General features: G+C 74.8%; 6 protein-coding genes. 4 read left to right on the forward strand and 2 right to left on the reverse strand.

Translation table 11 applies throughout. The annotated features are described in order from the left end of the window. Positions 1-195: 195 nt before the first annotated feature. Both DVA66_RS15825 and DVA66_RS15830 read left to right on the forward strand, forming a co-directional pair. Complete coding sequence (locus DVA66_RS15825; protein WP_114560947.1) at positions 196-1,407, forward strand: arginine deiminase; 1,212 nt, start codon at positions 196-198, stop codon at positions 1,405-1,407. A 7-nt stretch (positions 1,408-1,414) separates the two neighbouring features. Beyond that, positions 1,415-2,149: a sulfite exporter TauE/SafE family protein gene (locus DVA66_RS15830; RefSeq protein ID WP_232822001.1), complete on the forward strand. Its 735-nt coding sequence runs from the start codon at positions 1,415-1,417 to the stop codon at positions 2,147-2,149. 9 nt (positions 2,150-2,158) lie between these two features. On the opposite strand, the gene DVA66_RS15835 is transcribed toward DVA66_RS15830, so the two are convergent. Beyond that, positions 2,159-2,947 (reverse strand): glycerophosphodiester phosphodiesterase, encoded by a 789-nt coding sequence (locus DVA66_RS15835; RefSeq protein ID WP_157974051.1) that lies wholly within the window; start codon positions 2,945-2,947, stop codon positions 2,159-2,161. Between the two features lie 55 nt (positions 2,948-3,002). Here DVA66_RS15835 and DVA66_RS15840 point away from each other — a divergent pair, with 55 nt between their 5' ends. Continuing rightward, positions 3,003-4,175, forward strand: a complete 1,173-nt coding sequence (locus tag DVA66_RS15840) for an acyltransferase (protein WP_157974052.1) — start codon at positions 3,003-3,005, stop codon at positions 4,173-4,175. A gap of 27 nt (positions 4,176-4,202) precedes the next feature. Here the strand turns inward: DVA66_RS15840 and DVA66_RS15845 are convergent, their stop codons facing one another. Beyond that, a complete protein-coding gene (locus DVA66_RS15845; protein ID WP_114560949.1) occupies positions 4,203-5,546 on the reverse strand; it encodes a purine-cytosine permease family protein in 1,344 nt (447 codons plus the stop codon). A gap of 170 nt (positions 5,547-5,716) precedes the next feature. Between DVA66_RS15845 and DVA66_RS15850 the strand changes: the two genes are divergently transcribed. Then, on the forward strand, positions 5,717-6,028 hold a 312-nt coding region (locus tag DVA66_RS15850), incomplete at its 3' end, for a TOPRIM nucleotidyl transferase/hydrolase domain-containing protein (protein ID WP_332872879.1).

Raw genomic sequence — 6,028 nt, forward strand, 5'->3', positions numbered from 1 at the left:
GGCGGGGAGCCGAGGAGCGCGCCCAGGCGCCCGGCTGAACGGCTGCTGCACCACGACGCCGCATCGGCGGGGAGGGTTGTGCACCGATGTCGGTGCACAACCCTCCCTCGTGCGGTGGAGCTCCGGCGGACGCGTCGCTGCGGCCCCGCCACCGGGAGGCCGAGCGGGGAGGGAGCGCCACTAGAGTCACAGCGCATGAGCACCCCCCGCGAGGCGCCCGGCGTCCGCTCCGAGGTCGGACCGCTGCGCACGGTGCTGCTGCACCGTCCCGGTGCGGAGCTGCGCCGGCTCACCCCGCGCAACAACGACGCCCTGCTCTTCGACGGGATCCCGTGGGTCGACCGGGCCCAGGAGGAGCACGACGCCTTCGCCGCGCTGTTGCGGGGCCGCGGGGTCGAGGTGCTGCTGCTCGCCGACCTGCTCACCGAGACCCTGCAGGTGCCGGCGGCCCGCGACCGGGCGGTGGAGCTCACCTGCGCCGACCTGCGGCTGGGTCCGCAGCTGCGCCGCTGGCTGCGCGAGCACCTGTCCTCCCTCGCCGCCGAGGACCTGGCCGAGGTGCTGGTCGCCGGGCTGCGCAACGACGAGACCGGTGGGCAGCGCACCCTGGTCACCGCGCTGATGGCCGAGGACGACTTCGTCATCGACCCGCTGCCCAACCTGCTGTTCACCCGCGACTCCAGCGTGTGGGTCGGCGACCGGCCGGTGGTGACGTCGCTGGCGATGCCGGCCCGCAAGCGCGAGACCCAGCTGACCGGGCTGGTCTACACCTTCCACCCCCGCTTCGCCGGGCTGGAGCCGCTCTACGGCTGGGACCGCGAGCACGTCGAGGGCGGGGACGTCCTCGCGCTGGCCGAGGGGGTGCTCGCGGTCGGGGTCGGTGAGCGGACCACGCCGGCCGGGCTGGAGCGGCTGGCCGGCACCGTCTTCGCCGCCGGGCTGGCCCGCACCATCGTGGCCGTCCCGGTCGACCAGCAGCGCGCCACCATGCACCTCGACACCATCTGCACCATGGTCGACACCGACGCGGTGCTGATGTACCCCAACATCGCCCACCGGCTCTCGGCCCGGGTGGTGCGCCCCCGCGACGGGGACCCGTCCGACCTCGAGGTGGGCGAGCCGCAGCACTTCCTGGACGCCGCCGCCGACGCGATGGGCATCGCCGAGCTGCGCCAGATCGACACCGGGCTCGACCCGGTGACCGCCGAGCGCGAGCAGTGGGACGACGGGAACAACACCCTCGCCCTCGCCCCCAAGGTGGCGGTGGCCTACGAGCGCAACACCGAGACCAACGAGCAGCTGGAGGCGGCCGGCATCGAGGTGCTGGCGATCCGCGGCTCGGAGCTCGGGTCGGGCCGGGGCGGGCCGCGGTGCATGTCCTGCCCGATCGCCCGCGACCCGCTGTGAGCCGCGGGTGATCCTCGACGTCTCCTGGTGGGTCTGGCTGCTGATGGGGTTGGCGCTCGCCGTCGGCGCCCTGGTGCAGGGCACGGTCGGGCTCGGGCTGGGGCTGGTCGCCGCGCCCGTGCTGACCCTGCTCGCGCCGGACCTGATGCCCGGGCTGATCCTCTTCCTCACCCTGCTGCTGCCGGTGATCACGCTGGCCGAGGGCCGCAGCGCGGCGGACGTCCGCGGCCTGCTGTGGGCGCTGCCGCCGCGGATCCCCGGCACCGTGCTCGGGGCGTGGCTGGTGGTGCAGCTGGACCAGGGGACGCTCGGGCTGGCGATCGGGGCGATGGTGCTGCTGGCGGTGGTGGCCAGCGCCGTCGCGCTCCCGCTGCCGCTGCGCCGGGAGACGCTGGTCGTCGCCGGGTTCGTCTCGGGCATCACCGGCACGGTGTCATCGATCGGCGGCCCGCCGCTGGCGCTGCTCTACCAGCGCCAGCCGCTCGACGTCATCCGCCAGACCCTGGCGGTCTACTTCGTGGCCGGGGCGCTGCTCAGCCTGGGCGCCCTCGGCGTCGGCGGCGAGCTGAGCTGGGGCCAGCTCGCCCTGGCCGGGCTGCTCGCCCCGTTCGTGGTCGGTGGGTTCCTGCTGGCGCCGCTGCTGCGCCGCCGGGTGCCGCCGCACCGGGTGCGGCCGGCCGTCCTGGTGGTCTGCGGGTTCTCCGCGGTGGTGCTGCTGGTGCGCAGCCTGCTCACCTGGTGAGCCGCGCGCTCACCGCCCGTCGTCCAGCACCGCCAGCGCCCGGTCGGGGTGGTCGGTGGTGATCCCGGTCGCCCCCCGACGCACCCAGCCGGCCATCTCGGCCGGGTCGTCGACGGTCCACAGGTGCAGGGCGTGACCCCGAGCCAGCAGCGCCTCGACCCACGCCGGGTGCCGGGCGGCCAGCCGGTGGTGGACGCCGACCGTGTCGACGCCCTCGGGCAGCGAGCCGTCGGCCCACGGGCCGAGATCACCCGCGACCAGCAGCGAGCGGGGCAGCTCGGGTGCCAGCGCCCCGGCCCGGGCCACCGCGTCGGGGTCGAAGCTGATCAGCCGGGCGGGCGGGTCGGCGTCGGTCCAGCCGTGCACCGCCAGCGCCTCCAGCGCCGGCCCGACCACGTCGCGTCCCTGCGGGTCGGGGTGCTTGGCCTCCACCGCCACCCCGACGTCGACGCCGTCGGCCCGGGCCTCGGCCACCAGCTCGAGCCACTCGGCCAGCGTGAGCAGCTCCCGCTCCGCGGGGGTGGGGTCGGCGGTCCGCCAGGAGCCGACGTCGGTCCGCTTGAGCTCGGCGACGGTCAGCGCGGCCACCGCGTCCGGGCGTCCGCCGGTGCGCTCCAGCGTCGCGTCGTGCACCACCACCGGCTGGCCGTCGGCGCTGAGCTGGACGTCGCCCTCCAGGCGCAGCGGGCGCCCCGTCGTGCGGGCCAGCTCGACCGCGGCGGCGTAGGCGGCGCGGGTGGACTCGGGATGGCGGCCGGACCAGCCGCGGTGGGCGAAGACCTCGACAGCAGACGTCACGCCGAGCAGTCTGCCGGTTTGTCCCGCCGCCGTCTCGTCGGGTTGGATGCCGGAGATGGCCACCGCACGCACCCCCGGGAACCCGGGGAGCGGTGGCTCCCCGTCCGGCGCCGCCACCACCCGGGCCCGGTTGCAGCAGATCGACTTCATGCGCGTGGTCGTCTTCACCTTCGTGGTCTCGGCCCACGTCGTCACCGTCACCCTCGACATGACCGACCTGTGGGTCTCGGGCTGGGGCATGCTCATGCACTTCACCCGCTACGCCTTCGTCTTCATCTCCGCGTTCGTGCTCTTCCACAGCTACCGCGACCGCCCGCTGCGGGCCACCACCTTCTGGCGCAAGCGGTTCGGCACGGTGGTACTGCCCTACCTGGTCTGGACGCTGCTCTACGGCGTGGTGCGGATGGTCGACGAGGGGGTGCCGGGGCTGACCGACTGGCTGGTCGACTACGCGCGCCGGGTCGCCACCGGCAGCGAGTGGTACCACCTGTACTTCCTGCTGATCTCCATCCAGCTCTACCTGTTCTTCCCGCTGGTGCGCTGGGTGGTCGACCGGTTCGCCGGACGGCACGGGCTGCTGCTGGCCCTGGCCGCGGTGGTGCAGCTGGGGGCGATGGCGCTGGTCTCGCTGGCGCCCGCCCCGCCCGGCCCCGCCAGCGTGCTGTGGACCCATCCCGACGTGGCCTTCGGGCTCTACACGCTGTTCGTGGTCGGCGGCGGGGTGTGCGCGCTGCACGTCGAGCAGCTCAACCGCTGGATCGGTGAGCACCGGGTGCTGCTGGTCGCGCTCGGGGCCGGCGGGCTGGCCGTCACGCTCGGCATCTACCTGGTCCGGGCCACCGGCGGCTCGGCCGAGCTCGCCTCGCTGCCGGGCCACCCCGGGCTGGTGCCCTGGGCAGTCGCGGCGACCATGGTCGTCTACGCCCTCGGCACCGCCTGGGTGAACCGTGGCGTGGAGAACCGGCTCTCCCAGCGGGTCGTCGCCGCCGGCGCGCACCGGGCGTTCGGGGTGTTCGCGGTCCACCCGCTGGTGCTGTGGATGCTCAACTGGCTGGTCGTGCCGACCCTGACCACCTGGGTGCCGCAGACGCTGCCGCGCACCCTGCTCGTCTTCGTGCTCACCCAGCTCGGGGCGCTGCTGCTGGTCGAGCTGCTGCTGCGCACCCCCTTCAGCAAGGTGCTGGTGGCCCGCCCCCGCGCCCGCCGGCCCGACGTCGCCACCGGCTGAGCTCCGGCGCCCGGACGGGCCGCCTCCTCAGCGCAGCCGGCGGGCCCGGGCGATCCGGGCGGAGGCCCGTCCCAGCACGGCCATGGCCAGCGCACCCACCCCGATGGCGGCCACCGACGAGCCGAGCCAGCTCGGTGCCGAGAAGCCGATCGCCTGCGCCAGCCCCGCCCACAGGTCGGACCAGACGGGCACCGTGCCCGGCGCGATCAGCTGGTAGGTGACGAAGCCCGACAGCCAGGCCAGCAGCGGTGCCAGCCGCAGCCGGGAGCGGTCGGAGACGTCCCAGCGCCCCCGCGAGACGAGGAAGAAGTCGACCGCCGCCACCGCGAACAGCGGCACGAACACGGACCCGATCAGGTAGAGGAAGTTCTGGTACTGGCTGAAGTCGAGCAGGCTGGCGAAGACGGTCGCGAGCACCCCCACCCCGATCGCGACCCAGCGCCGGTCCGCACCGCCGAAGAGGTTCTGCACCGACATGGTGGTGGAGTAGATGTTGGCGAAGGCCTCGTCCACCTCGTCGACCAGCAGGATCAGCAGCGCGATCCACCCGGCCGGCAGCGCGATCAGCGCGGCGATGAGGTCGTCGCCCTCCAGGTGGACGACGGCGAAGACGCCGAGGCTGTAGTAGGCGACCGCGGCCAGCCCGTAGCCCAGGCCGGACCCGGCCATCGCGGCCCGGGTGCTGCGGGAGTGCCGGGAGTAGTCGGCGGCCAGCGGGGCGAAGGAGACGACGCCGGCGACCGCGATGTCGACCGCGGGCCAGAAGCCGAGCACCGCGCTCTGGTCGACCGGACGGGCCGGCTGCAGCAGCACCTGCACGTACAGCAGCACCGAGGCGGCGAGCACCAGCCAGACCATCACCTTGCGCAGCAGCCGGACGCTGCCCAGCGGTCGCAGCGCCATCAGCGTGGCGACCGCGCCGGCCGCCACCGCCGCCGGCACCCGCCAGCCGTCGCCGAGGACCAGGGCCGCCGCGGTGGAGATGACGATGATCTCCATGGTGGCCCAGCCGATGTTCTGGGCGAGGTTGAGCACGGTGGGCGCCACCGACCCGCGGCGTCCGAACAGCCCGCGCAGCGCCACCATGGCCGGCGCGCCGGTGCGGGCACCGAAGGCGGCGGAGCAGGCCAGCAGCAGCCCGCCCAGGGCGCAGCCGACGACGACGGCGACCAGACCGCTGACCAGCGAACCGGTGGTGGCCAGCACCAGGGCACCGGTGAGCGGGCCGAACAGCGAGATGCCGAGGTTGGCCCAGGTGGCGAGCTGGTCGAGGAAGCCGAGCGGCTGCGGCGGTGCGGTGGTGAGGACCAGCGGGGCCTCGGGACGTCCGGCCGGGGAGCCGGGAGCACGCGTGCTGGTGGACGAGGACATGGGTGGACAACCTCCCTACGCCGGCATTACCCGGACAGGTTCGGCCGGTCGGGGACCCGGCGACGATCGTCGCCACTCCCCCTCTCAGCCCGCCACAGGGCGCGAGCTCCCGGATGTTCGGCTCCCAGCCTAGCCACCCACTCACCGCACGATTCCCTAGGCTGGCCGCCGTGGACGTCCCGCCGCTGCACACCGTGGTGCTGGTCGAGGGGCTGAGCGACCGCGCGGCGGTCGAGACCCTGGCGCGGCGGCTCGGCCGCGACCTGGACGCCGAGGGCGTCGGGGTGCGGGCGATGGGCGGGGGCACCTCGATCGGGCGCGGCGTGGTCGAGCACGGGCCGCAGGGAGCCGGGCGGCGGCTGACCGGGCTGGTGGACCGGCGCGAGGCCGGCTCGGTGGCCCGGGCGCTGCACCGGGCGGGTCTGCTGGCCGAACCGGCGGTGGAGCGGCTGGAGACGGCGGGGTTCTACGTCTGCACCGAG

Origin of the sequence: Desertihabitans aurantiacus (genome assembly GCF_003344635.1) — a bacterium.
In the GTDB taxonomy this organism is placed as follows: Bacteria; Actinomycetota; Actinomycetes; order Propionibacteriales; family Propionibacteriaceae; genus Desertihabitans; species Desertihabitans aurantiacus.

Excerpts from the sequence above, each read along its gene's own strand:
- DVA66_RS15825 (WP_114560947.1), top strand. The coding sequence starts at position 196 with ATGAGCACCCCCCGCGAGGCGCCCGGCGTCCGCTCCGAGGTCGGACCG.
- DVA66_RS15840 (WP_157974052.1), top strand. The coding sequence starts at position 3,003 with ATGGCCACCGCACGCACCCCCGGGAACCCGGGGAGCGGTGGCTCCCCG.
- DVA66_RS15845 (WP_114560949.1), bottom strand. The coding sequence starts at position 5,546 with ATGTCCTCGTCCACCAGCACGCGTGCTCCCGGCTCCCCGGCCGGACGT.